General features: G+C 63.2%; 27 protein-coding genes, 1 tRNA gene and 1 pseudogene. 15 read left to right on the top strand and 14 right to left on the bottom strand.

What is annotated here, in order from left to right:
* The first annotated feature begins 137 nt into the window (after positions 1-137).
* Positions 138-689 carry a MarR family winged helix-turn-helix transcriptional regulator gene (locus N6H05_RS19830; RefSeq protein WP_284111319.1) on the top strand — a complete coding sequence of 184 codons (552 nt, stop codon included), beginning with the start codon at positions 138-140 and terminating at the stop codon, positions 687-689.
* Positions 690-710: 21 nt separating this feature from the next.
* Positions 711-1013, top strand: a complete 303-nt coding sequence (locus N6H05_RS19825; protein WP_284111318.1) for a YciI family protein — start codon at positions 711-713, stop codon at positions 1011-1013.
* A 9-nt stretch (positions 1014-1022) separates the two neighbouring features.
* On the opposite strand, the gene N6H05_RS19820 is transcribed toward N6H05_RS19825, so the two are convergent.
* The 3 genes from N6H05_RS19820 to N6H05_RS19810 are packed head-to-tail and all read right to left on the bottom strand — an operon-like array spanning position 1023 to position 3867.
* Positions 1023-2051 (bottom strand): NADP-dependent oxidoreductase, encoded by a 1029-nt coding sequence (locus tag N6H05_RS19820; RefSeq protein ID WP_284111317.1) that lies wholly within the window; start codon positions 2049-2051, stop codon positions 1023-1025.
* A gap of 11 nt (positions 2052-2062) precedes the next feature.
* A complete protein-coding gene (locus N6H05_RS19815; RefSeq protein ID WP_284111316.1) occupies positions 2063-2461 on the bottom strand; it encodes a putative quinol monooxygenase in 399 nt (132 codons plus the stop codon).
* The gene (locus tag N6H05_RS19810) at positions 2461-3867 is read right to left on the bottom strand and encodes an aromatic ring-hydroxylating oxygenase subunit alpha (RefSeq protein ID WP_284111315.1); all 1407 of its coding nucleotides are present in this window, start codon (positions 3865-3867) and stop codon (positions 2461-2463) included. Before N6H05_RS19810 ends, N6H05_RS19815 begins: the two co-directional genes overlap by 1 nt.
* A 205-nt stretch (positions 3868-4072) precedes the next feature.
* On the opposite strand from N6H05_RS19810, the gene N6H05_RS19805 reads away from it, so the two are divergent.
* The 3 genes from N6H05_RS19805 to N6H05_RS19795 are packed head-to-tail and all read left to right on the top strand — an operon-like array spanning position 4073 to position 6355.
* The gene (locus N6H05_RS19805; protein ID WP_284111314.1) at positions 4073-4927 is read left to right on the top strand and encodes a MaoC/PaaZ C-terminal domain-containing protein; all 855 of its coding nucleotides are present in this window, start codon (positions 4073-4075) and stop codon (positions 4925-4927) included.
* Positions 4928-4940: 13 nt separating this feature from the next.
* On the top strand, positions 4941-5576 hold the full coding sequence (locus N6H05_RS19800) for a hypothetical protein (RefSeq protein WP_284111313.1): 636 nt from the start codon (positions 4941-4943) through the stop codon (positions 5574-5576).
* On the top strand, positions 5573-6355 hold the full coding sequence (locus N6H05_RS19795) for a tyrosine-protein phosphatase (RefSeq protein ID WP_284111311.1): 783 nt from the start codon (positions 5573-5575) through the stop codon (positions 6353-6355). Before N6H05_RS19800 ends, N6H05_RS19795 begins: the two co-directional genes overlap by 4 nt.
* On the opposite strand, the gene N6H05_RS19790 is transcribed toward N6H05_RS19795, so the two are convergent.
* From N6H05_RS19790 to N6H05_RS19775, 4 genes are all read right to left on the bottom strand, one after another.
* Positions 6352-6663, bottom strand: coding sequence for a hypothetical protein (locus N6H05_RS19790; RefSeq protein ID WP_284111310.1), 312 nt, complete (start codon positions 6661-6663; stop codon positions 6352-6354). The genes N6H05_RS19795 and N6H05_RS19790 overlap by 4 nt on opposite strands.
* Positions 6664-6685: 22 nt before the next feature.
* Positions 6686-8299 carry a class I adenylate-forming enzyme family protein gene (locus N6H05_RS19785; protein WP_284111309.1) on the bottom strand — a complete coding sequence of 538 codons (1614 nt, stop codon included), beginning with the start codon at positions 8297-8299 and terminating at the stop codon, positions 6686-6688.
* The gene (kce, locus tag N6H05_RS19780; RefSeq protein WP_284111308.1) at positions 8286-9218 is read right to left on the bottom strand and encodes a 3,5-dioxohexanoate:acetyl-CoA acetone transferase; all 933 of its coding nucleotides are present in this window, start codon (positions 9216-9218) and stop codon (positions 8286-8288) included. Before kce ends, N6H05_RS19785 begins: the two co-directional genes overlap by 14 nt.
* Before the next feature lie 65 nt (positions 9219-9283).
* Positions 9284-9514, bottom strand: coding sequence for a biotin/lipoyl-containing protein (locus tag N6H05_RS19775; protein WP_284111307.1), 231 nt, complete (start codon positions 9512-9514; stop codon positions 9284-9286).
* Positions 9515-9722: 208 nt separating this feature from the next.
* Here N6H05_RS19775 and N6H05_RS19770 point away from each other — a divergent pair, with 208 nt between their 5' ends.
* Positions 9723-11189 carry a phosphotransferase family protein gene (locus tag N6H05_RS19770; RefSeq protein WP_284111305.1) on the top strand — a complete coding sequence of 489 codons (1467 nt, stop codon included), beginning with the start codon at positions 9723-9725 and terminating at the stop codon, positions 11187-11189.
* Between the two features lie 24 nt (positions 11190-11213).
* The gene (locus N6H05_RS19765; protein WP_284111304.1) at positions 11214-11531 is read left to right on the top strand and encodes a 2Fe-2S iron-sulfur cluster-binding protein; all 318 of its coding nucleotides are present in this window, start codon (positions 11214-11216) and stop codon (positions 11529-11531) included.
* Positions 11532-11912: 381 nt separating this feature from the next.
* Here the strand turns inward: N6H05_RS19765 and N6H05_RS19760 are convergent.
* Together N6H05_RS19760 and folK are read right to left on the bottom strand one after the other, a co-directional pair.
* Positions 11913-11988: transfer RNA gene (locus N6H05_RS19760), tRNA-Lys, on the bottom strand.
* 41 nt (positions 11989-12029) lie between these two features.
* Positions 12030-12539, bottom strand: coding sequence for a 2-amino-4-hydroxy-6-hydroxymethyldihydropteridine diphosphokinase (gene folK / locus N6H05_RS19755; RefSeq protein WP_284111303.1), 510 nt, complete (start codon positions 12537-12539; stop codon positions 12030-12032).
* A 23-nt stretch (positions 12540-12562) separates the two neighbouring features.
* On the opposite strand from folK, the gene N6H05_RS19750 reads away from it, so the two are divergent.
* Positions 12563-13228: a uracil-DNA glycosylase gene (locus tag N6H05_RS19750; protein ID WP_284111302.1), complete on the top strand. Its 666-nt coding sequence runs from the start codon at positions 12563-12565 to the stop codon at positions 13226-13228.
* Here N6H05_RS19750 and N6H05_RS19745 read toward each other — a convergent pair.
* The 4 genes from N6H05_RS19745 to N6H05_RS19730 form a co-directional block, all read right to left on the bottom strand.
* Positions 13225-13551, bottom strand: coding sequence for a YnfA family protein (locus N6H05_RS19745; RefSeq protein WP_284111301.1), 327 nt, complete (start codon positions 13549-13551; stop codon positions 13225-13227). The two genes, N6H05_RS19750 and N6H05_RS19745, sit on opposite strands and share 4 nt — an antisense overlap.
* A gap of 31 nt (positions 13552-13582) precedes the next feature.
* Positions 13583-14431, bottom strand: coding sequence for an N-carbamoylputrescine amidase (gene aguB / locus N6H05_RS19740; RefSeq protein WP_284111300.1), 849 nt, complete (start codon positions 14429-14431; stop codon positions 13583-13585).
* 68 nt (positions 14432-14499) lie between these two features.
* Entirely contained in the window at positions 14500-14832 is a 333-nt protein-coding gene (locus N6H05_RS19735; RefSeq protein WP_284111299.1) for a DUF2501 domain-containing protein, read from the bottom strand.
* 88 nt (positions 14833-14920) lie between these two features.
* On the bottom strand, positions 14921-15913 hold the full coding sequence (locus N6H05_RS19730) for an agmatine deiminase family protein (RefSeq protein ID WP_284111298.1): 993 nt from the start codon (positions 15911-15913) through the stop codon (positions 14921-14923).
* A 101-nt stretch (positions 15914-16014) separates the two neighbouring features.
* Here N6H05_RS19730 and N6H05_RS19725 point away from each other — a divergent pair, with 101 nt between their 5' ends.
* The 3 genes and pseudogenes from N6H05_RS19725 (at position 16015) to N6H05_RS28315 (ending at position 18239) form a co-directional block, all read left to right on the top strand.
* The gene (locus tag N6H05_RS19725) at positions 16015-16467 is read left to right on the top strand and encodes a DUF6265 family protein (RefSeq protein ID WP_284111297.1); all 453 of its coding nucleotides are present in this window, start codon (positions 16015-16017) and stop codon (positions 16465-16467) included.
* A 118-nt stretch (positions 16468-16585) separates the two neighbouring features.
* The gene (locus N6H05_RS19720) at positions 16586-17227 is read left to right on the top strand and encodes a glutathione S-transferase family protein (RefSeq protein WP_284111296.1); all 642 of its coding nucleotides are present in this window, start codon (positions 16586-16588) and stop codon (positions 17225-17227) included.
* 221 nt (positions 17228-17448) lie between these two features.
* Positions 17449-18239: pseudogene (locus N6H05_RS28315) on the top strand (IS5 family transposase).
* A 288-nt stretch (positions 18240-18527) separates the two neighbouring features.
* Here N6H05_RS28315 and N6H05_RS19705 read toward each other — a convergent pair.
* A complete protein-coding gene (locus N6H05_RS19705; protein ID WP_284111295.1) occupies positions 18528-19223 on the bottom strand; it encodes a hypothetical protein in 696 nt (231 codons plus the stop codon).
* Between the two features lie 191 nt (positions 19224-19414).
* On the opposite strand from N6H05_RS19705, the gene N6H05_RS19700 reads away from it, so the two are divergent.
* The 4 genes from N6H05_RS19700 (at position 19415) to N6H05_RS19685 (ending at position 21146) form a co-directional block, all read left to right on the top strand.
* A complete protein-coding gene (locus N6H05_RS19700; RefSeq protein ID WP_284111294.1) occupies positions 19415-19822 on the top strand; it encodes a hypothetical protein in 408 nt (135 codons plus the stop codon).
* Positions 19823-20007: 185 nt separating this feature from the next.
* On the top strand, positions 20008-20346 hold the full coding sequence (locus N6H05_RS19695; protein WP_284111293.1) for a hypothetical protein: 339 nt from the start codon (positions 20008-20010) through the stop codon (positions 20344-20346).
* Between the two features lie 27 nt (positions 20347-20373).
* The gene (locus N6H05_RS19690; RefSeq protein WP_284111292.1) at positions 20374-20943 is read left to right on the top strand and encodes a hypothetical protein; all 570 of its coding nucleotides are present in this window, start codon (positions 20374-20376) and stop codon (positions 20941-20943) included.
* Positions 20940-21146, top strand: a complete 207-nt coding sequence (locus N6H05_RS19685) for a hypothetical protein (RefSeq protein WP_284111291.1) — start codon at positions 20940-20942, stop codon at positions 21144-21146. Before N6H05_RS19690 ends, N6H05_RS19685 begins: the two co-directional genes overlap by 4 nt.
* Positions 21147-21184: the final 38 nt, after the last annotated feature.

Raw genomic sequence — 21184 nt, 5'->3', positions numbered from 1 at the left:
ATCGCGCCCACGATATGCGATAATATGAACGATATGCCTGCATATCATATGCAATTGTCGATTTTTGCTGCATATTGTTCGCCGGTGGGCCATGATGGCCGCAACGCAGTTATGCGCAGCTATGAAGATGAACGAATATGAAGAGCAAGAAGAAGACCGCAGAGACCGTTGCAACGCCGGGTGAGCGCCCCTCGGCGCAGCAATTCACCTTCGGCTATCTGGTCCATGACGTGTCGCGCATCCGCCGCACGGTGATGGATCAGATGATGCGTCCCTATGACATCACCCGCTCGCAATGGTCGGTGCTGACGACCCTGTCGCGTGGCGGCAATGACGGGATGATGCAGGTCGATCTCGCCCGACTGATGGAAGTGGGCAAGGTCACCGTCGGTGGCCTCGTGGACCGGCTGGAGGAGTCGGGCCATGTCGAACGCCGCGCCGACGCGACTGATCGTCGTGCCAAGCGCGTCTTCATCACGGAAAAGGGGTTCAGCCTGATCGGCCTGATGGTCGAGGTAGCCTCGCAGATGAACCAGCGCATCCTGTCCGGTTCGACCGCGGAGGAAATCGCGATCTGCGAGAAGGTGCTGGCGCGGGTGAAGAAGAATTTGAAGGAAGTCCTGGTCGAACAGGGCGGCGGCGTGGCCGACGACGCCGAAGGCCGCCTGGACGACGCGACAGCGAAATAAGGCGCGAAATAAGGAAAGCCCATGTTCTTTCTCATCATGGCCGCCGACCGGCCGGGCCTGCTCGAAAAGCGGCTGGAACATCGTCAGCGCCATGTCGATTATTGGGTCGGGCAGGGCGCAGCGCTCAAGGTGGCCGGCGCGATGCTGAGCAGCGATGCGCCGGACGCGACGCCAATCGGCAGCAGCTTCCTGTTGGAGGCGGTTGACGAGGCAGCGGCACGCGCGCTGGTGGCAGCCGACCCGTTCACGACCGAGGGCATTTTTGGCGACGAATTGGTCGTGCAGCCGATCCGTCCGGCGATCGGCGTGTGGCGGCAGGACTGATCCTGCCGCTCAATCCTCGCCGATATAGATTAGCGTCTTGCCGGCATTGCTGCCGGTGAACAGCGCTTCCAGCACAGCGCTGATCCGCTCCAGCCCCGGCTCCACCACTTCATCATGATGGAGCTGGCCGGCGATCAGCATGTCGCTCAGCCGGTCGATCGCTTCGCTAAAGCGCGGCACATGGTCGAAGATGACGAAGCCGGTCCAGGTCAGTGCGCGCATCAATAACTCGCGTTCGTTACGCAGGCCGGTGGGCGGTGGCGACCAACTGGACGTGGCGGCCGTGCCGCACTGGACGATCCGGCCGAAGCGGGCCATGGCGCGGATCGCCGTGTCGAGAATCCACCCCCCGGTATTGTCGAAATAGATATCGAACCCGCCGGGCTGGGCGGCGGCCAGCGTCTCCGCCAGGTCGCCTGTCTTGTAATTATAGGCGGCATGATAGCCGAAGCGATCGACGCAACGCGCGACCTTGTCGTCGCTGCCGGTGAGGCCGATGACATGCGCGCCCGTCTGTCGCGCAATCTGGCCGACGATGCTGCCGACGGTCCCTGCCGCCGTGGACACCAGCACCGATTTCCCGGCGGATGGCGGCGCGATGTCGTGCAGCGCCAGCCAGGCGGTGACGCCGGGCATGCCCAGCACGCCGGCATAGGTGGATAGTGGCATGCGCGGTGTCGGAATGTGCGACAGCAGATCAGCACGGGTGACGAGCGCATAATCCTGCCAGCCCAGAAAGCCATAGACGACGTCGCCTGCCTGTATCGAAGCATCGCGGCTGTCGATCACCACACCGACGGCTAGCGCGCGCATCGGTGCGTCGATCGGCGTCAACGCGGGGTTGGAGGCCCAGCCGCGCTGGACCGGATCGGCCGAGAGATAGAGATTGCGGACCAGGAACTGGCCGGCCTGCGGCGCGACGACCGGCGTCTCGCGCAGGGTGAAATCGCTGCGGGTGGGGCTGCCCTGCGGGCGCTGGGCCAGCACGATCTGGCGATTGCTGGTGCTGGTGGTGAAGGCGGGAATAAGGCTGGTCATGAGGCCGTTTCTTAGAGGAAGATCGTGGGCTGGGCGGCATCCTGCGGATGGACGCGTGACGGTCCGGCCGGATAGAGATCGAAGATCGATCGGTCGCCTCCCATCCCGCTCAGCAATTCCATCGTCATCGGCGCGCTGCAGCAATCGAGCATGGCACGCACCGCCTGCTTGAACCCCTCATCCTTGCGTAGTTCGGTAACGACCGCCTCGTCGCGATAGGATTCGAGCACGACCAGCTGGTTGGGATCGCGTGCCCAGCCATAATAAACGAAATGGGTCATGACTTCGATCGCCCCGGCATGGGCGCGCCACAGCCCGTCCCAGATCGCGAGAAACTCCGCGCGCCGGTCCGGCGCGATCGTCCAGCGCGAAATGAACAGGTTCGGCGTGGTGTGGATGCGGCTTTCCATTAGCGGCGCCCCGGCGCGTCGCGGGGATCGTCGCTGACATAGCGGGCCAGTGTCTGGTGCAGGTGCCGGATGCGCACCTCCTGATAGGCGGAATAGATGATGTCGGCGTCGCCGCCGTCGCGCATTCCGGCCTGGCACTGGCGCAGGCCGTTGACGTCCTGATCATATATCTCGCCATGCCAGGGAGGCAGCACCCCCGCGCCGGCGAATGTGTCTGTCTCGCCCAGCTCGACCTTCTCCACTTCGGGCAGCCATTGAGCGTCGGCTGGCTTGGGCTTGAAGATCATGAACTCGAAAGTTGCGCGGTTGGGATCGCCCCGGACCGGGAGGAAGCGATAGACATAGGGGTAGCCCAGCGAGCGGAAGATGATGAGGTTGGGAAACAGCGAATATTGCACGGCGTCGCCCGCTTCCGCGTCCGACATGGCGGAATAATCGACGCCATGCGCTTCGCCCATCGCCGCGCGCATCCCCGCCGCCATGAAGTGGCGGGCCTTCATGCCATCCTCCAGTGTCGGCGGCACCGCACCTGCAAACACCACCGACAGCGCGGAGTTGAGGATTTCCTGTTCCGACAAGGCGCGGGGCAACTGGTCGCTCATGATGCCGGTCGGCTCCATGAAGCGGCTGACATGGGGATCGTCGGCCCAGACATCATATTGGGTGCTGGCATCGCCGCCAAAGGGCAGCGCCTGGGCATGGATGCCGGCCAGATGATAGGATTCGACGAACGCCTCGATACAGGTTTTCCAGTTGGCGTCGATCGTCTTGCGGATCACTGTCGCCAGATATTTGTCGCCATAGGACCAGTCGGCGAAATGCGCCGGTATGTGGCCCAGATAGTCGGCCAGCGGCGGCGCATCGGCATCGCGGTTGAGGAAGACGAAACCGTCCCAGCGCTCCACCCGCGCCTGCGGCAGATGCATATTCTCGTCCTTGAGGCCCGGGAAATCCCAGCGCGAAGGCACATGCGCGAGCGTACCATCCAGATTCCAGGTGAAGCCATGGAAAGGGCAGGAGAGTTTGGCGACGCTGGTATCCTGGGCGCACAGCTTCATGCCGCGATGCAGGCAGCTATTATAATAGGCCCGGATATCGTCGGGACCGCTGCGCACGATGATGAAGGACGCGCCCGGGCTATCATAGACCACGCAGTCGCCGACTTCGGGGATCTGTTCTTCGCGGCAGGCCATCTGCCAGACGCGAGGCCATAGCCGCTCCTCTTCCAGCGCGGCGAAGGCGGGGCTGCGATACTGGTCGCGCGGCACGCGAGCGACGGGCACGTCGATCTCGGAATATTCACGCAGCACGGCGGGTGCGGGGATCGGATCGTCAGCGATCACCTGCTGGAACAGCGGGGCGGGGCTTTCGCGATAATCGGGCGCGAATTTGGTCTGGCTACCCATCGATCCTTCTCCTTGGACATGGTCGGGCAGCCTTGCCGACACCGCCATTCTCTTCCGGTCAGATCATAGGCCAGCATACCATATTGTCAATCTGGTGTGCTGGCATATCATTTCTCGCTGGCATTTCGGATTTAAGATTGCTAGCTTATCATTCTAATACGAACCAAATAGGAGGCGCGCAAGCGCCGGAGGGGATGACGGCGCGATGGACATCGAAAAGATCCGGACGATGGCGATCGATCCGATCATCCAGCCCTATGATAGGCGCGATGCCATCCTCTATGCGCTGGGCCTGGGCTATGGCGCCGACCCGCTGGACGAGGCGGAACTGCCCTTCGTCTATGAGCAGCATCTGCGCTGCCTTCCATCCTATGCGAACATCCTGTGCCATCCCGGTTTCTGGGCGCAGGATCCGCAGTTCGGCATCGACTGGGTCAAGATATTACATGCCGAACAGGATCTGGTGATGCATCAAGCCTTGCCCGCGACCGGTGCGATCCGGGGCGAATATCGCGTCGCCGGGCTGGAGGACAAGGGCGAGGGGCGCGGCGCACTATTGCATCAGGAGAAAGACCTGTTCGATGACGCGACCGGCGATCATTTGGCCACCGTCCGCTCCACCCTGTTCCTGCGCGGCAATGGCGGGGAGGGGGGCTTTGGCGATGCGATGCCCGCTGCGCAACCGGTGCCCGATCGCGCGCCCGACCGCATCGTGGAGATCGCCACCCTGCCGCGCCAGGCGCTGATCTATCGCCTCAGCGGCGACTGGAACCCGCTCCATGCCGACCCTGCCATCGCGCGCAAGGCGGGATTTGACCGGCCGATCCTGCATGGCCTGTGTACCAAGGGGCTGGCCAACCGCGCGATATTGGCCGGCTATTGCGATCATGACGTGGCGCGCTTCCAGTCGATGTTCGTGCGCTTCAGCAAGCCGGTGATGCCGGGCGAAACCATCCGCTTCGAATTTTTCGAGGAAGGCGCTGGCCAATTGCGCTTCCGGGCGGTGGCGGTGGAGCGCAACGCAGTGGTGCTTGATCGTTGCTCGGCCAGCGTCGGCTGACGGAGGGCGCGCGATGCATTGTCTGATCCTTTATTATTCGATGACCGGCCAGGCGGAAAAGGCGGCTGGCCTCGCCGCCGATGCCGCACGCGCCGCAGGGTGGGACGTGACTTGTTGTCGCATGGCGATGTCCGACCCGGCCGATGTGCTGGCGCGACCGATGAATGTCGCCGCGTCCAAGAAATGGACACAGGGCGCACAGAAGGGGATGACCGTTCCGCTCACCTATGATCCGCCTGATGCAATAAACGGGCGCTATGATGCGGTGCTGCTGTTCAGCAATACCTGGGGCGATCACCCGTCGGTGCCGATGCGTTCCTTTCTCGAAAGCCCGGCCGCCAAAGCCGTGCTGTCGGGCACGCCGTTCGGCGCCTATATCGTCTGTCGTCGGCTGTGGCAGAAGAATTTGGACATCGTCCGGCAATTGGGGGAGGCGGCCGGTGGCTGCTTCCTGGGCGGCGAGCCCTTCATGCATCCTGGTGGCCAGATCGGCAGCCTGATCCAGACCATCACCTATCTCTATCGCACCGATGGCGGGCGCCGGCGCTTTGCCGGCTTCCCGCTGCCGCGCTACGGCCTGTCCGACGAAGCGGTCGCGCGGGTGGCCCCCTTCACGCGAAACTTGCTGGCGCGAGTCAGCCAGGCATGAGCAGCCCGGTTGAGGATTTCGACCGCATCGTGGCGCTGGAAGGTGGCCATAATTTCCGCGACATCGGCGGCTATCGCGGTGCGGACGGGCGGATGGTGGCGCACGGCCTCGTCTATCGGTCGGGTACCCTGTCGGAACTGACCGACCGGGACCATGCGGTGATGGACGCGCTGGGATTGGCGCTGATCTGCGATTTCCGCTCGACCCGCGAGCGGGAACGGCGGCCGTCGCGACTGCCGCAAGCGGCGCAGTATGAAATCTGGGCGCGAGATCATCCGATGAGCGCAGGCGACCTGACCGAAGCGATGCGGCATCCCGATGCCACGCCGGAGAGATCGAAGGCGCTGATGGTCGAGGCGTATCGCGATCTTGCCTATGAACAGGCCCCTTCCTATCGCGAACTGTTCCGTCGGATCGCCGCCGGTCCGTTGCCGCTGGTTTTCCACTGCGCAGCGGGGAAGGACCGCACCGGTATCGCCGCGGCCTTGCTGCTCGACCTGCTGGGGGTGGCGCGGGCGGATGTGCTGGCGGATTATGCGATCACCGATCGCTTCTTCGCACGCGGCTGCGAACTGGTGGCGAAGGACCCGTTTGGCGATCGGCTGGCCGGCATCAACCCGCGCATCTGGGAACCGATGATGCGCGCCGATCCAGCCTATCTCGCCGCGATGTTCGAGACGGTCGAGGTGCGCCACGGATCGGGCGAGGGTTTCATTCGGGACGAACTGGGGTTGGACAGCGCGCTGATCGACGCGATCCGGGGGCGGTTGCTGGTTTAGGTCCGTTGCGGCGCGTAAGGCGTATCCACCGCCAGCGCGAGCGTCTCGTTCACCACCGACCGGCCCAGCGCGGCGATGATCTCGGGAAAGTCGGGGTCCGATTGCAGCGCGTTGATCGCCGTGAAATAGGCGCTGGCGTCTGGCACGTCCCACAGATGGATGATGGTGTTGAACCGTTCGGTCTGTTGCAACAGGGCGTGGAGCATCTTGCAGCCCTGCGCTTCCATCTTCTCTCGGACCTTCGGTGCGATCGCCATGAACTCCATCAGGCCGGCATAGGAGAGTTCCAGCCGCGCGATCAGATACATGCCGTTTCTCCTGCGACGGCGGTCAATCCGCCTGCTCGATGAAATATTTGCGGATCGCCGCGCGCTGCACCTTGCCCGATGCGGTGCGCGGCAGCTGCACGCCCACCTCGATCCGTCGAGGGATCTTGTAGGCCGCCAGCGATAGTCGCGCGAAAGCGATCACATCGTCCGCCTCGACCGCATGACCGGGGCGCAGTTCCAGCGCCGCGGTGACGCCCTCGCCCCATTTGGGATGGGGCAGGCCGAACACTGCGCAGTCGAGGATGGCCGGATGGTCGCGCAGCACCGCCTCGACCTCGGCCGGATAGACATTCTCGCCGCCCGACACGATCATATCCTTGATCCGGTCGGTTAGGAACAGGAAGCCGTCCCGGTCCAGCCGCCCGCCGTCGCCTGATCGATACCAGCCCTCGATCAGCGCTTCCGCCGTGGCCTCTGGCTTGTTCCAATATGCGATCAGCAGGCTTGGCCCCTTCACCCAGATCTCGCCGGGCGTGTCGATCGGCAGCAGGTCGCCGTCCGGTCCACGAATGGCGATCGCGAAGCCGGGAAGGGGACGTCCGACCGATCGCAGCAGGGCCGGCCTGCTGGCGTCATGCTGGTCCGGTCCCAGGATCGACATCGTCCCCGAAATCTCGGTCATGCCATAATATTGCAGAAAGCGGCAGCCGATGCGGTCGACCGATCGCTCCAGCAGGGCCGGGTCCATCGACGCCGCGCCATAATGGATGCCCCGCAGCGTTGGCACACGCACGCCGCGCGCATCCATCTCGCCGATCAGACCGCGGACCAGGGTCGGCACGATGAAGGTACGGGTGATGCCATGGGCCAGGCAATTGTCGAGAATTGTCGCTGGGCTGGTGTCGGCGATGACATGGACGGTCGCGCCGCGCACCAGCGCCGTGCAGACCCAGGACATGCCGCCGATATGGAAGGAGGGCAGGGGCGAGAGCAATATCTCGTCATCGCCCCAATCGGCGAAATAGCCGGACCGGTTTTCGATATGGCGGTGGATGCCGAACGCATATTGCGACGTCACCACCCCCTTGGGGCGACCGGTGGTGCCGCTGGTATAGAGTTGTAGGCAGGGCGCCTGCGGATCGAGCGGCTGGCGCGGGGCGGGCGCGGCTGCGTCTATCCGCGCACGCAGGCCATCCGCGCCCTCCGCATCAACCACGATCCGCGGCAGGCCCGCACGATCGGCCTGCTCGATCAACGGCAGAAATTCGGCGTCGCACAGGACTAGGCTGACGGCGCCATCCTCCAACACATAGCGGGTTTCCGGTGCGGTGTTGCGCCAGTTGACCGGCACCATCACCGCGCCGGCGCGGATCGCGCCGATCAGCATCAGGAAGAACAGGTCGTTATTCTTGCCGATATAGGCAAAGCGGCCGCCCGGCCCGACCCCATAGTCGGCGAGCAGGGTGACGGCCGCGTTGCAGCCCCGGTCAAGCTGCGCGTAGGTCCAGCTATGCGGGCCGAAGACGATGGCCGTCTTGTCCGGGGTGGAGGTCGCAAAGCTGTTGGGATATTCGGATGGCAGGATGAAACCGCTTTCGTCCAATGCCGGCCCCTGCGCATAGGCCAATCCGTCGGCCAGACCGCCGGAGGGCGTAGCAATGTCAGAAAGCGACATTGTCGCCGCCCTTGGTCTGCATCATCGCACGTGCATCGTCCGGTGTGGCGATGGTCCGGCTCAGTTCCTCCAATATGCGGCGGATCTTGGCGACCTGCACCGCGTTCGACGTCGCCATCTGGCCCTTGCCGGCATAGAGGCTGTCCTCCAGCCCGACCCGCACCGATCCGCCCAGCAGCGCCGACAGGGTGACGAGCCGCATCTGGTGCTTGCCGGCCGCCAGCGCCGAGAAGATATACTCCTCGCCGAACAGCCGGTCGGCGGTGGATTTGAGGTGCATGACATTTTCCGGGTCCGGGCCAAGTCCGCCCAGAATGCCGAACACTCCCTGGATGAAGAAGGGCGGCTCGACCATCTTGCGATCGACGAAATGGGCGAGATTGTAGAGATGCCCGACATCATAGCATTCAAACTCGAACCTTGTGCCTTGTTCGGCGAGCAGGGTCATCGCCCGTTCGATCTGGGCAAAGGTGTTGGACAGGATGAAATCCTTGGTCATGTCCAGATAGGGCTTTTCCCAATCATGCTGCCAGTCGCTGATCTTCGCCCCCGCGCCGGAGATGTTGAAGTTCACCGATCCCATGTTCATCGAGCAGACTTCGGGCTGGAAGGTCCGGGCCGGAGCCAGCCGGTCGTCCAGGCTCATGCCCAGGCCGCCGCCGGTGGTGATGTTCAGGATCGCGTCGGTCGACTGTTTGATGCGCGGCAGGAACTGGCGGAACAGTTCGGGGTCCTGGCTCGGTTGACCGGTCTGTGGGTTGCGGGCGTGCAGGTGCAGCATCGCCGCGCCGGCCTCCGCCGCTGCGATCGCCTCCGCTGCAATTTCGTCCGGCGTGATCGGCAGGTGCGGCGACATGGTGGGGGTGTGGATGGAGCCGGTCACGGCGCAGGTGATGATGACCTTGTCGGTACGCTTCATGTTGTTCCGGCGCCTGACACGCCCCTCCCGTTATTCTTCTGATATGATTGCGGCGGCGCGGGCGGCTATTCGATTTCGCCCAGGATAGTGCCCACTTCATAGGTCTCGCCGGGCTGCTTGAAGATACGCAGCGTGCCCGAGACGGGGGCTTCCACCTCCTGGGTCGACTTGTCGCTTTCCAAAGCGAACAGCGGTTCGCCCGCCTTTGCTTCGCCGCCGTCGACGACCATCCACTCGGCCAGCATGCCCTCGTTCATCGAGAAGCCCAATTTGGGCAGGATGATTTGCGTGGCCATTGTCAGATCCCTTCCTGTGTGGCGGTTCTGCGCCCGCCAAATGTAAGCTTGCGACCTAATAAGTAATCTAGCTTACTGGATTCGTCCAGCAAATTGCGTCGGGCCTGCCGGCTTCATTCCCGGCGTTGCTCTCGGCATTGATATGCGTATATATGATTATGATATGCAAGCGTCCAAATATGCAAAGGATGCCGCCGATGGAGAGATTATGCTGATTCCCGCCAATCGCCTGCTGGATGCTGCCCGGATCGAATTTGCGCGCTTGCTACCACTGCTGGCGGATAGCGGGATCGACGGATCGGCAGCGCAATCGGTGGCGCATGCGCTGGGCCTGATGCAGGCGCGCGAAGCCGGCGGCGTGGCGCATGTCCGCGGGCAATTTCGCCAGTTGGCGCAGACGCTCGACGGGCTGGGCGAATTGATCGACGCGACTGAAACGCGCCGTGTGATCGCGCAGGCGCAAGACATGGACGAACTGGCCGGGCTGGAGGCGCAATGGACCGCCGCATTGGCCAGTGCCCAGCGCGCGGTCCAGAACGCCAATGCCGCCAATGTGCCGGCGGATTGGCGGCTGGCGCTGCTGCGGACCCTGGTCGATTGGGAAACGGCCGATCGGCAGGCCCAGATCGGCAAGTCCGTCGGCGCGATCGACGAGAATGCGACCGAGATTACGCGCGAAAAGCTGACGGCCTATCTGCGCGACCGGTTCGACGATCCCGGTCTCGTCGTTACCGACCTGCATCCCATTTCCGGCGGCTTCGGCAAGCAGACCACGATCTTCGCGGTGGAAGGGCAAAGCCTGTCGGGCGAATATGTCATCCGGCGCGACATTGGCGAAAATGCCGGGCTGGATACCTCCTGCCATCTCATCCACCGCGAATATCCGGTCATTCGCGCCGCGTTTGAACAGGGCTTTCCCGCCCCCGAAGCCTTGTGGCTGGATACCGATCATCCGCTGCTGCCCGGTGGCCATTTCATCGTCATGCGCAAGGCCGGGGGCAAGGTCGCCGGCAATTTCTTTGGCGCGCAATCGGCGATCCCGGAGGACCTGGCCGATATATTGGCGGACAAGATGGCGCAATTGCACGCGATCGAGCCGTTGCGGAAACTCGGCGACCTCACCGATACGATCCGCACCGAACTGTGGGACCTGCCGCTGCGCGATTGCGTCGAACGCTATATCCGCAACTGGTATGATTTCTACCTGCGCGAACAGCATACGCCGTCGCCAGCTCTGGTAGCACTTTATGGCTGGCTGCTCGACAATATCCCCGACAGTTCCGGCACGCCTCGCCTGATCCATGGCGATATCGGCTTTCATAATTTCCTGATCGAAGACGGGCAGATGACCGCACTGGTCGACTGGGAATTCGCGCATATCGGCGATCCGGCCGAGGAACTGGGCTATGTCAACGTTACCGTCGGTCCGTCGCTCGACTGGCAGCGCTTCATGGCCCGCTATCAGGCGGCAGGCGGCAAATATGTCAGCCCCGAAACGCTGCGCTTCTATGGTGTATGGGCCTATGTCCGCAACGCGAGTGGCGCCAATATCCTTTCGACGCGGCTGATATCGGGCCTGGCCGATGACTTGAAGCTCGCCATTCTGCCTTATTTGCATGTGCCGCCATTCCTACAAGGCGCCCGAGCGCTGATCGAAGCCGAACTGGCCGCCTGAGCCTATCCCGCAGGAGAAATATCGATGCCCAGCCTGATAGTCGTCAATCGCTCCGGGGAGGAGCGGATGGTCGAGGCCACCTCCGGCCTGTCCATCATGGAGATTTTGCGCGACAACGGCTTTGACGAACTGCTGGCGTTATGCGGTGGCTGCTGCTCCTGCGCGACCTGCCATGTCTATGTCGATCCGAAGTTTCCGGCCGCAATCTCCGCCATGAGCGACGATGAAAATGATCTCCTCGATAGCTCCGATCATCGGGATTCCGACAGTCGGCTATCCTGCCAGATCATTATGTCCGCCGAACTGGATGGAATGACGATCCGGATCGCCCCCGAAGACTGAGAGGATCGACGTGTAGAATAGGCGTCCTGGGCCAGAGATTTGTCGTTATGCTTGGCTTGCCTATGCTCAGTTCATGCACGAGCCATCATCGAAGGGGGCGCGCAAAACGGCCCCACAGTCATCGTCTTTTGTAAAAAAACTTTGGGTACTTCGGGAGTTGGGCGGCTGGAAGTCCGAGGTTCTGGTCAGGCGATATGCCCAAATGTCAGTGCAACATCTCAGGCTATATTCCGACCTTCTGATTTTTGGTGACACAAAGCCCAAGGGTTATGTGTCTGAAAAGTCTGAGGTGCCAGCGCACACTTTTGTACACGTTCAGAGCCGACCGCACCTCGATCTTGTAAAGTGAAGTGCGTTAAGTATCTGATTGCAGGTTAAAAATGGTGAGTCCAGCTGGGTTCGAACCAGCGACCTACTGATTAAAAGTCAGTTGCTCTACCGACTGAGCTATGGACCCCCTGTCGAGACCGCTCGCACTAGTGGCGTGCGGGCGGCTGGTCAACCTCTTGTGGCACGATGATAGGATGCTTTTCGCAAAAGCGCGTGCAGATGCCGCACGCTCTGCCCGGAAGGCGGGCATTTCCACTCGGGCGCGATGGCGCTGAGCGGGCGCAGGACGAAGTCGCGCTGGGCAAAGGCGGGGTGGGGGATGGTGAGGTCGCGGCTGCGCCAGTGTCCGCCCGACCAGAGGATGATGTCGATGTCGAGCCGGCGCGCGCCCCAGCGCTGGAAGCGGCGGCGGCCAAGGCCGGTCTCGATGCCCTGCAGCGCGGCCAGCATGGCGGGCGGGGGCAGGGCGCTGTCGACCAGCAGCGCGGCATTGGCGAAACGGCGGCGCGAGGGGCCGAGCGGCGGCGTCTCGATCGTCGGGGACAGGGCGACCACATCGCCCAGCGCGCCGATCCGTCGCACCGCTTCGGCCAGCAGGCGCGGCGGCGTCAGCGGGGCGGAGAGCGGCCGGTTCGAGCCGATCGAGAGCGCATAAAGGTGGCGGCTTGTGTCCGGCATGGTGCAGCGCCTATCTGAGCGCCATGATCCTGCAAAGCCCCCTTTCAAGCGAACCGCCCCGCGACTGCCCACTTTGTCCGCGCTTGGTTGCGCTGCGCGCGGAATGCCGGGCGGAACATCCCGACTGGTGGAACGCGCCGGTGCCCGCCTTTGGCGACCCGATGGCGCGGATCGGCATCATCGGCCTGGCGCCGGGCAAGCAGGGGGCGAACCGCACAGGCCGGCCCTTCACCGGCGATGTCGCGGGCGAACTGTTCTTCGCGACGCTCAAGAAGTTCGGCCTGGCGCAGGGCAATTATGAGGCGCGGGCCGATGACGGGCTGGAACTGCGCGATGCGATCATCATCAATTCGGTCCGTTGCCTGCCGCCGCAGAACAAGCCGGTGCCGGCCGAGGTGCATGCCTGTCGGCCGTTTTTGGCTGACGGCGTGGCGCAACTGCCGCGGGCGCGGACCTTCGTGGCGCTGGGCGAGATCGCGCATCAGTCGGCGGTGAAGGTGCTTGGTGGCAAGCTGCCCAAGGCGCGCTTTGCCCATGGCGCGGAGCATCGCATGCCCGACGGGCGGATGCTGATCGATAGCTATCATTGTTCGCGCTACAACCAGAATACCAACCGGCTGACGGCGGAGATGTTCGAGGCGGTATTTGCGCGGGCGGTGGAACTGGCGGGGCTGACGTCCGCCAATTAGGCGCGGTGCGGGCCGAACAGGATGACGCCCGCGCCGACCAGGCTGAGCGCCACGCCGGCCATGTCCCATCGGTCCGGTCGCACGCCTTCGACCAGCCAGAGCCAGAGCAGGGCCGAACTGATATAGACGCCGCCATAGGCCGCATAGGTGCGGCCGGCCGCCGCCGCATCGACCAGGGTCAGCAGCCAGGCGAAGAGCAGCAGCGACCCCGTGCCGGGGATCAGCCACAGCATCGACTTGTCCATCCGCAGCCAGGCCCAGAAGGCGAAGCAGCCGGCGATTTCGGCCAGTGCGGCGGCGATATAGACCAGGATAGAGGGCATCAGCCGATCCGGGTCCGGGCAGCGGGCGCCATCAGATATCCTGCGCGATGCGGCCGTAAAGTTCGGGGCGGCGATCACGGAAGAAGCCCATGCCGGCGCGGTGGATCTTCGCCTTGGCAAGGTCCAGCGTGGCGACCAGCGCGCCGTTGTCCTTCGCGTCAGCATCAGCGAGATAGTCGCCCCATTCATCGCTGATGAAGCTGTGGCCGTAGAATTTCTGGCCCTCTTCCTCGCCGATGCGGTTGGCGGCGATCACCGGCATGCAGTTGCTGACGGCATGGCCGATCATCGCGCGGCGCCACATGCGGCTGGTGTCCAGCTCCGCATCATAGGGTTCGGAGCCGATCGCGGTCGGGTAGAACAGCATTTCGGCGCCCATCAGCGCCATGCAGCGCGCGGTTTCGGGATACCATTGGTCCCAGCAGATGCCGACGCCCACGGTTCCATATTTGGTCGGCCACACCTTGAACCCGCTATTGCCGGGGCGGAAATAATATTTTTCCTCATAGCCCGGACCGTCGGGGATGTGGCTCTTGCGATAGACGCCCATGATCTCGCCCTCATCATCGATCATGGCGAGCGAGTTGTAATAATGATGGCCGTCGCGTTCGAAATAGCTGGTCGGGATATAGACGCCCAGATCCTTGGCCAGCTTGCGCATTTCCTGCACGGCGGGGTGCTGGTCGGTCGGCTGGGCGCGGTCGAACAGGGCTTCGTCCTCGACCCGACAGAAATAATGGCCCTCGAACAGCTCGGGCGGCAGGATGATCTTCGCGCCGCGGGCGGCGGCCTTGGTCACATGATCGGCGACCATGGCGATATTGTCAGCCATGTCGTCCGAAAAGGCGAGCTGCAGGGCGGCGACGGTCACGCGGGTCATTCATCACTCCATGATGGGTTCGCCGCGCGATATAGGGGCTATGGCGCCGCCGCGCTACCGCGAAGCGCCTACAGCAGGGAAGCCGATTGCTTGAGCACCATGGAACACATCTTGCCCTTGGCATCGCCCTTCAGGCTGCCGAGCGAAATGTCCTTCTTGCCGGCATGGATGATACCGCTCTCGCCGGACTTGAACGCGCCCGAGCCTTTGACGCCCGGTTTCTTGTTCAGCTTGTCCAGCATGGCATTGGCGCTTGTCGCGTCGACGAGGCGGTTCTTGACGCAATAGCCCAGTACGCCAGCGGCGTTTTCAGCGCCCATGCCGACGATGCTGGGCAATTGGGCGATGCCGGCGCTGGCGCCCAGCAGGATCAGTGAAGTGGCAAGGATCGGACGAAACATGGGGCAATGCTCCTGAAGCCGGGCGACGCTGCGCCGCCCGGCCCGGAAATTGCGCCCGCATGCGCATCCCCGCAACGGGGACTAACCCCTAGATCAGCGAGGGCATCTGCTGGCTGCAGCAATGGAAGCTGCCGCCGCCCGACAGGATCGCGTCGCTGCGCAGGCCGATGATCTGACGCCCCGGAAAGAAGGGGGCGAAGGCGTCGAGCGCCGCCTGATCATTGGGCTGGCCATAGATGGGGACGATGACGGCGGCATTGCCGACATAGAAATTCATGTAGCTGGCCGGGATCGCTTCGCCATCGACCAGTACCAGGCCGGGCGAGGGGATGTCGACCACGTCGACGCCATGCGCCTTGGCGCGGGCGCGGGCGTCGGCGTAGATGGCGGTGTTGGGATCGTCGGGCGTGGTCGCGATCGGCAGCGCCAGCTTGCCCGGCGCGACGAAACGGGCAAGATTGTCGACATGGCCGTCGGTATGGTCGTTGAGCAGCCCATCGCCCAGCCACAGCATGTCGGACAGGCCGAGCGCGCCGGCCAGCAGCGTCTCGATCTTGCCGCGATCAAGGTCCGGGTTGCGGTTGGGGTTGAGCAGGCATTGCTCGGTCGTCACGAACAGGCCGGTGCCGTCAGTGTCGATCGCGCCGCCCTCGAACACCCAATTCTGGGTCGAGGTCGCCATGCCGGTGGTTGCGGCCAGGCGCGCGCCGATATCCTCGTCACCGGGCATCTGATATTTGCCGCCCCAGCCGTTGAAGCCGAAATCGACCAGCGCGCGCTCCCCGGTCACGCCGTTCAGCACGGCGATCGGCGCGGTGTCGCGCAGCCATACGTCGCCCAGATTGTGGACGGCGATGGTGACACCCGGCGCGACCAGCGCACGCGCAGCGTCGGCATCCGCCTCATTCGCGACGACCAGGCGCACATCTTCGCTCTTGCCATCGGCATGGAGCGCACTGGCGAAATCGGCGATCTGGCGGCGGGCACCGTCAAAGGCGCCGGGCCATTCGTCCGGGTTGGTCGGGAAGCCGATCCAGGTCCAGTCGTGCGGCGCCCATTCGGCAGGCATACGAAAAGTCATAGATTTGTCCTTGCCCGGCGCGCTGGCCGGTCCGAGATAGCGGGAGAGATGTTGCGCGCTCCATAGCGCAGGGTCGCGGGTCTGGACAGAGGGTGTAGCGGGTGAAGAAGAGCGTATCGATCATGCTGGCGGCACTGATGCTGGGCGGGGCGCCGCTGGCGCGGGCGGCGGACCTGCCCGAGTGGCTGACCGGCGAATGGCAGCAGGAACGGGGCGACCGCTGGACCGAGGAACTCTGGTCGCTGCCGCGCGGCGGGGTGATGATCGGCATGGGGCGCAACGGGCGGGGCGAAAGCCTGCAAAGCTGGGAAGTGATGCGGATCGTGCGCGCGGCGGACGGAACGCTGACGCTGCATGCGGCGCCAGAGGGCGGCAAGGAGACGATCTTCCCCGTGCTGGAGCAGGGGGTGCGCGACATCAGCTTCGCCAATCCCGACCATGATTATCCCCAGCGCATCCGCTACTGGCGCGAAGGCCGGCTGCTGATGGCCGAAACGGCGATGATGGACGGCAGCAACGCCCAGAACTGGACCTATGCCCCGGCGGGGCAGTGAAAGGGATTGCGACCAGAAGCGGAGTGCGCGCCTGACGGTGGGGCGATTAATATCGTTGCATTATGGGACTTATCTGGCAGGGTCGGCGCTCCACCACCAGAAAAGCAGGAGTGGGTGCATGATCATCTATGGCGCGCGGCCGTCGCCCTTTGTGCGCAAGGTCATTGTCTTTGCAGCGGAAAAGGGGATCGATGTCGAGGTGCGGCCGGCCGGGTTCGGCAAGGGCGGCGAGGCGTTCGAGCGGGCGTCCCCCTTCGGCAAGATCCCGGCCTTGGTCGATGGCGACTTCGCGATCAGCGATTCGACCGCAATCATAACCTATATGGATGCGCTGCATCCCGAGCCGAACCTGATACCTATCGAGGCGAAGGCGCGGGCGCGGACGATATGGTATGAGGAATTTGCCGACACCATCGCCCAGCCGGTGGGCGTCGACATCTTCTTCAACCGGGTGGTCGGCAAGCTGCTCGACATGCCGCATGACCCGGCCCGTGCCGACCGGGCAGAGGCGGAGAAGATGCCGGGCATCTATGATTATCTGGAGGCGGTTCTGCCCGACAGCGGCTGGCTGGTGGAGGATCGCTTCACTTTGGCCGACATTGCGGTGGCCTGTCCGCTGATCAATGTCTGCTATTGCAGCAACGGGTTGAAGGACGGCCGCTGGCCCAGGGTGAGGGCCTGGCTCGACGGGCTGCGGGCGCGGCCGAGCTTTGCCGCGGCGATGGCGCTGGAGGCGCGGATGCTGGGGAAGGTTGCGTAACCCATATGGAACATTCTGCTTGACATCGTCACGATGATCGGGCAGAGAAGGGGAAAGTCGATAATTGCGACTCGCCGGCGTCGGTCGGTGGTGGCATGATGGATCGGCTGGGCTGTGGACGGCAGGGTTTTCGAGGGCGGCTTTTGGAGCTGGGTCTTCTAGGTTTCGTGGACAAAGGTTGACAGCAGGATCGGGCGTTGATTCAAGGCTGCCTTTTGGAGGTGGCGTTGGGCGAGCGTATTGGGCTGACGGAGGACGAGTGGGGGATCATCGGCACATTACTGCCATCTGAGCGTGGTCGTGGCTGTCGTCCAGCACAGGACAACCGGCTGTATTTCGAAGGCATGATGTGGATCGCCCGCACAGGTTCGCAATGGCGCCACTTGCCGGATGAATATGGCAAGTGGAACAGCGTTTTCCGCCGCTACCGGCGCTGGGTTACGACCGGGGTGTTCGAGGCGATGCTCGAGACACTGGGCGAAATGGTGGCTCGTGATGCCACTGCGGACATGATCGACAGCACCGTGGTCCGAGCACATCATTGTGCCGTCGGCATAAAAAAGGGACTCAGGAAACCGAGGCGCTTGGCCGATCGCGAGGCGGATTCAGCACAAAGCTCCACGCCCGCTGCGATGCCAAAGGCCGACCGCTCGGCTTTGTCCTGACGCCGGGCCAGAGCCACGATATCCAAGGCTTTGGCCCGCTGTTCCGTTTGATTGCTCATAAGATCGAGGCATTGTTGGCGGACAAGGGCTACGATGCAGATGCCATCCGCGAGGAATTGGCCAATGCTGACGTTGAGGCTGTCATTCCCGCCAAAAGCAATCGGCGCGATCCAATCCCACACGATCGCGAAAAATACCGTTGGCGCAATCTTGTCGAACGCCTCTTCAACAAACTCAAGAACTGGCGGCGTATCGCAACTCGATACGACAAAACCAAAGAGTCCTACCTCGGCTTCGTCAATCTCGTCTCAGCCCTGCAATGGATACCCTTTGTCCACGAAACCTAGCACTGGTCGAATTCCTCGCCGATATTACGCTAGCTTCAAGTATGTCCGCTTTACGCCATCATCACAATGACAGCCGACCATCGGCTTTCCACCCGAAAAGGTCCGCTTTTGCCGCTTTCATACCCGGAAGCAGCCATTCCGCTAACACCCATAACCGTCGCTCGCGGGATCAAATGGCGCCAGGCGTTCCGATAGGACGCTCGGGACAGGCTTGCGCCGGGGCGCTTCATTCTTCTCACGAAAGCCTGCAGAGAGCCTCGCCGCCAGAACGCCCCCTCGCCTCCATCGTCAGGCCTGGCCAGCCACGGCCCGGTCGAGGCGATCGATCAGCTTGAAACCGATATATTCGTCCCGTCGATAGCTGCGGTGCATCCCATTGCCGCGATCATATCGATGGCCGACATTCCAATAGCGCAGCATGCGGCGCTTCACCCGGCCCCAATAACTTGGCTCTTCCATGAGGGGCACATCCATGACGGGCATGTCATAGCCACCATGTCGATAATAGGCGTCCCAATAGCTCATCACGCGGCACTTGGTCGTCCGCCAATAGGCCGGGTTTTCAGCAATGAAAGCGGCCAGCGCCAGGGTCATGTCCGGCGTGAGACCGGCCGCTATGTCTTCCAGTATCTCCACGATATATTCGCCGATCAGCGCGACGATGAACGGGGCGGCCCAGGGCTGAAAATCGCCGATCAGATCGCGCGCGGCAGCCTGGCGCAGGAAGCCATCGCTGCTGCGCGTCTGCAACGCGCGCGCCAAACCCCAGGCCGGATCGCCCTTGCTCAATCGCAGCCGGTCAGTCGCAAAATAGAGGCGCGCCGGAATCAGCACGCCCTGTCCTTCAGCCTGGACCGCAAATCGCTCCGTCCATTGTCGACTTGTCAGCGCCCGAACCGCCGCTTCCCCGGCCGACAGAGCCATGGAGCGATGCGCCGGCGCAAATGCCTCCGCCAACATCAATCCATTGATTTTCGTCAGCATCGCAGGACCGCCCATGGGGGAACATTAGGCCTTGTGGACACATTCGGTGCCCGTCAAATGGCCGGGATGGGTGGGAAGCGGAATGTCAGCTTTTGGAGAGTTGACCGGAAACAGCTGACGCTGTGCTGTAAAAAATCATTCGACACAATTGCACAATTGCGAACAAGGGAAATCACTGTCAGCCTTCCCTTATGATCAATCCCATTACACGCAGCTTATGCCTGATCGTAGTTTCCACAGCTTCGCCTGCTGCCAGTCAAAATTTGGATGATCCCAAAAGACTGCTGGCGGTTGATGGCCATCTAAATGCGCATTGGGAATACCCGCACTTTATCCCGGATAAAAATTCAGGCCTGCAAGTCATGGATTTTCAGATAAAGGAAGAGAAATGGCAGGAATTCTACTTTGCACCTGTACGTCAGATGATGACATCTGGTTATGACGAAACGATTTGCTTTCGCGTTATTGGGCAGGGTTTCCTTGCGCCCCGGCGGCCGTCATCCATGCAGCCATGGGAGGGAAGTCAGTTCATTTTTGTAAAAATCAAGAAAATGAAACGCCTCAAGTCTGACAAAAAATGTGCCACTCCCCTCACGTAAACGGGAGGGAGAACAGTCCGAAACTGCTCGTTAGCCGTCCAAATTCAACATCGTCATTGCCAGCGTAGCGAAGCAAGGGCGGGCGATAATCGAGGCTCGCCCTTCACCGTCGGCTTTTGCTGGTGCGCGGTTCTTCTGGTAGGATCGGGGCGCGGTTTTGGAGATCGGGCTTTGGAGATCGGGCGATGCTGGTTGGGCTGATCCTGTTGGCGGCGGTGGGGGCGATGATCGCGCTGTCGCTGCGCGCCGATCGGCGGTTCCGGGCGATCGACCGGCTGCCGATGCAATGGACGCTGACCGGGACGGTGAGCTGGCATGCGCCGCGGGCCGTGGCGCTGGCCTTCACGCCGGTGCTGGGGACGATGCTGATCCTGGTCATCGGCGCGATGGCTTTGTGGGTGCCGCCGCGCGCAGGACAGGAGGGGCTGGTGATCCCGGTGCTGCTGGCGATCGCGACGGGCATGGTGGCGATCCATGCGCTGCATATCTGGATGATCGGGCGCTGGGCGAAGGCGCGGCACTGAACCGGCATTGGGGCTGAGGAGGCGAGGATGCTGCGTGTGACCCGGAGCAGGATGGCGCTGATGCTGGTGGCGCCGATGGCGATGCTGCTGCACGCGGGCGCGCGCGGCGCGCCGCCGACAAGCTGGGCCAAGGCGGGCGTGTCGCTGGCCGACTATGCCGGCGATGCGGGGGCCTGCGCGGAGGCGACGCGGAACAGGACGGTGACGGTGCGGCCGGAGACGGCGCAGGCGCTGGATGCGCTGAGCATGGTCGACCTGGCGATGATCCTGCGGACCTATGGCGGCGATGGCGACGCCAGCCCGCTGATGGCGGCGGCGAATATCGGCATGCATCATGACGCGGCCAATGTGGCGCGGCGGACGGTGAATTTCGGCGCGAAATATCAGGCGATGACGCGCAGCGACGTGCGCGCGCAATTGCAGGCGGCGCTGGACCAGTGCCTGGTCGAGCGCGGCTATGTGCGGATCATGCTGACGCCGGAGCAGGCGCGCGGGCTGGCGAAGCTGAAGCGCGGGACCGCCGAGCGCACCGCCTATCTGCACGCGATCGACAGCGATCCGGCGGTGATCGCGGCGCAGCGGGTGGTGGAGGAATGACGGTGCGGGTCGGGATTGTCCTTGCCAGCCTGGCCTTGTGCGCGGCCTTGTTCTGGAGCGGGACGGCGCTGGTCGCGCTGATGATGGGATGGCTGGTCGCGCATCCGTGGGCGGCGAAGGCGATGGCGGCGCTGCCGATGCTGGTGCTGCCGCTGATGGCGGCGGTGGTTTCGCGCGGGCGGGAAGAAAGCGGGGCGCGCTGATCGGTTGGGTCGCGCCGCTTTACAGGGCGGTGCAGGCA

The organism is Sphingobium sp. WTD-1 (assembly GCF_030128825.1).
Lineage (GTDB): Bacteria > Pseudomonadota > Alphaproteobacteria > Sphingomonadales > Sphingomonadaceae > Sphingobium.
Note: the sequence above shows the minus strand (reverse complement) of the source record. Positions and strands in the feature narration are given on the sequence as shown.

What these genes read in the sequence shown, in the direction of transcription:
- N6H05_RS19830 (WP_284111319.1), top strand. Translation starts at nt 138, where the DNA reads ATGAAGAGCAAGAAGAAGACCGCAGAGACCGTTGCAACGCCGGGTGAG.
- N6H05_RS19825 (WP_284111318.1), top strand. Translation starts at nt 711, where the DNA reads ATGTTCTTTCTCATCATGGCCGCCGACCGGCCGGGCCTGCTCGAAAAG.
- N6H05_RS19820 (WP_284111317.1), bottom strand. Translation starts at nt 2,051, where the DNA reads ATGACCAGCCTTATTCCCGCCTTCACCACCAGCACCAGCAATCGCCAG.
- N6H05_RS19815 (WP_284111316.1), bottom strand. Translation starts at nt 2,461, where the DNA reads ATGGAAAGCCGCATCCACACCACGCCGAACCTGTTCATTTCGCGCTGG.
- N6H05_RS19810 (WP_284111315.1), bottom strand. Translation starts at nt 3,867, where the DNA reads ATGGGTAGCCAGACCAAATTCGCGCCCGATTATCGCGAAAGCCCCGCC.
- N6H05_RS19805 (WP_284111314.1), top strand. Translation starts at nt 4,073, where the DNA reads ATGGACATCGAAAAGATCCGGACGATGGCGATCGATCCGATCATCCAG.
- N6H05_RS19800 (WP_284111313.1), top strand. Translation starts at nt 4,941, where the DNA reads ATGCATTGTCTGATCCTTTATTATTCGATGACCGGCCAGGCGGAAAAG.
- N6H05_RS19795 (WP_284111311.1), top strand. Translation starts at nt 5,573, where the DNA reads ATGAGCAGCCCGGTTGAGGATTTCGACCGCATCGTGGCGCTGGAAGGT.
- N6H05_RS19790 (WP_284111310.1), bottom strand. Translation starts at nt 6,663, where the DNA reads ATGTATCTGATCGCGCGGCTGGAACTCTCCTATGCCGGCCTGATGGAG.
- N6H05_RS19785 (WP_284111309.1), bottom strand. Translation starts at nt 8,299, where the DNA reads ATGTCGCTTTCTGACATTGCTACGCCCTCCGGCGGTCTGGCCGACGGA.
- kce (WP_284111308.1), bottom strand. Translation starts at nt 9,218, where the DNA reads ATGAAGCGTACCGACAAGGTCATCATCACCTGCGCCGTGACCGGCTCC.
- N6H05_RS19775 (WP_284111307.1), bottom strand. Translation starts at nt 9,514, where the DNA reads ATGGCCACGCAAATCATCCTGCCCAAATTGGGCTTCTCGATGAACGAG.
- N6H05_RS19770 (WP_284111305.1), top strand. Translation starts at nt 9,723, where the DNA reads ATGCTGATTCCCGCCAATCGCCTGCTGGATGCTGCCCGGATCGAATTT.
- N6H05_RS19765 (WP_284111304.1), top strand. Translation starts at nt 11,214, where the DNA reads ATGCCCAGCCTGATAGTCGTCAATCGCTCCGGGGAGGAGCGGATGGTC.
- folK (WP_284111303.1), bottom strand. Translation starts at nt 12,539, where the DNA reads ATGCCGGACACAAGCCGCCACCTTTATGCGCTCTCGATCGGCTCGAAC.
- N6H05_RS19750 (WP_284111302.1), top strand. Translation starts at nt 12,563, where the DNA reads ATGATCCTGCAAAGCCCCCTTTCAAGCGAACCGCCCCGCGACTGCCCA.
- N6H05_RS19745 (WP_284111301.1), bottom strand. Translation starts at nt 13,551, where the DNA reads ATGCCCTCTATCCTGGTCTATATCGCCGCCGCACTGGCCGAAATCGCC.
- aguB (WP_284111300.1), bottom strand. Translation starts at nt 14,431, where the DNA reads ATGACCCGCGTGACCGTCGCCGCCCTGCAGCTCGCCTTTTCGGACGAC.
- N6H05_RS19735 (WP_284111299.1), bottom strand. Translation starts at nt 14,832, where the DNA reads ATGTTTCGTCCGATCCTTGCCACTTCACTGATCCTGCTGGGCGCCAGC.
- N6H05_RS19730 (WP_284111298.1), bottom strand. Translation starts at nt 15,913, where the DNA reads ATGACTTTTCGTATGCCTGCCGAATGGGCGCCGCACGACTGGACCTGG.
- N6H05_RS19720 (WP_284111296.1), top strand. Translation starts at nt 16,586, where the DNA reads ATGATCATCTATGGCGCGCGGCCGTCGCCCTTTGTGCGCAAGGTCATT.
- N6H05_RS19705 (WP_284111295.1), bottom strand. Translation starts at nt 19,223, where the DNA reads ATGCTGACGAAAATCAATGGATTGATGTTGGCGGAGGCATTTGCGCCG.
- N6H05_RS19700 (WP_284111294.1), top strand. Translation starts at nt 19,415, where the DNA reads ATGATCAATCCCATTACACGCAGCTTATGCCTGATCGTAGTTTCCACA.
- N6H05_RS19695 (WP_284111293.1), top strand. Translation starts at nt 20,008, where the DNA reads ATGCTGGTTGGGCTGATCCTGTTGGCGGCGGTGGGGGCGATGATCGCG.
- N6H05_RS19690 (WP_284111292.1), top strand. Translation starts at nt 20,374, where the DNA reads ATGCTGCGTGTGACCCGGAGCAGGATGGCGCTGATGCTGGTGGCGCCG.
- N6H05_RS19685 (WP_284111291.1), top strand. Translation starts at nt 20,940, where the DNA reads ATGACGGTGCGGGTCGGGATTGTCCTTGCCAGCCTGGCCTTGTGCGCG.